Source organism: Massilia sp. CT11-108, assembly GCF_047302915.1.
GTDB classification, from domain to species: Bacteria; Pseudomonadota; Gammaproteobacteria; order Burkholderiales; family Burkholderiaceae_D; genus Telluria; species Telluria orientalis.
Map to the genome: position 1 here is coordinate 1 of NZ_JBKYMO010001007.1, position 963 is coordinate 963.

1 protein-coding gene and 1 pseudogene are annotated in these 963 nt (G+C 69.6%); both read right to left on the reverse strand.

Features of this window, described 5'->3' with window-relative positions; genetic code table 11:
* A pseudogene (locus ACEN88_RS32745) lies at positions 1-525 on the reverse strand (hypothetical protein); the annotation flags it as partial.
* Between the two features lie 55 nt (positions 526-580).
* The coding region (locus ACEN88_RS32750; RefSeq protein WP_413346441.1) for a chemotaxis protein CheB at positions 581-963 on the reverse strand (383 nt) is incomplete at its 5' end.

Sequence of the window (963 nt, forward strand, 5' to 3'; positions counted from 1 at the left end):
GTCGAACGGCGCCGGTTCGGCCGCGTAGATCCGGTCGGGCACGCACACGGAACCGCCCGCGTAATCGATGCACCAGTTGGGCTGGCCGTCGACGATCTTGCGGCTGACGAAGGTGCCCGTCAACGTGACGCTGCGCTGCGGCTGCTGCGCCGTCACCTTGTCGATGGAGGCCGAGACCGATCCCGGCATGATGGAGGACGCGACGGTGCCGACCCAGGTCGCCGTCGTGGGGGCGCTCCACACCTGCGTGGCGACGACGTCGCCCGTGCAGGCCGTGTTGGCATAGTAAGTCGTCGTGACGGCGATCGTGAGCGCATTGTTCGCGCCGGCCGCGCGCGCGATGACGGCCGTGTCGACCGCGTGCGACGCGCACGCGGAGGTCCACGTGCCGACGTACGCGTCGAGGTTGCCGTTGCTGGACACGGGCGGCGTCAGCGGGGTATTCCCCGCGCCGGCATTGCCGCCGCCACCGCCGCAGGCAGTCAGGCACGCAGCGAGCGCGGCGGCATACATTCCTTTGTTCATCTCACTCTCCTGGCATCAGCTTCTGGATCGGCTGTTCAGGAGCGATGATACGCGATCAGCGCACCCCGAGCTGCTGCAGGATCTCGCGGTCGATCGCTTTCAACGGCACGGATTTCTCGACGCCGCCCCGTTTGACGGCTTCCTTCGGCATGCCGTAGACGACGCAGCTGTCCTCGTCCTGCGCGACGGTGCGCGCGCCCGCCTTGCGCATCTCGAGCAGGCCGGCCGCGCCGTCGTCGCCCATGCCCGTCATGATGATGCCCAGCGCATTGGCGCCCGCATGCCTGGCGACGGAACGGAACAGCACGTCGACGGACGGGCGGTGGCGGTTCACGAGCGGGCCGTCGAAGACGTCCACGTGGTAGTTGGCGCCGTCGCGCCGCAGCAGCATGTGCCTGCCGCCCGGCGCGATCAGCGCGCGGCCCGGCAGCACGCGGT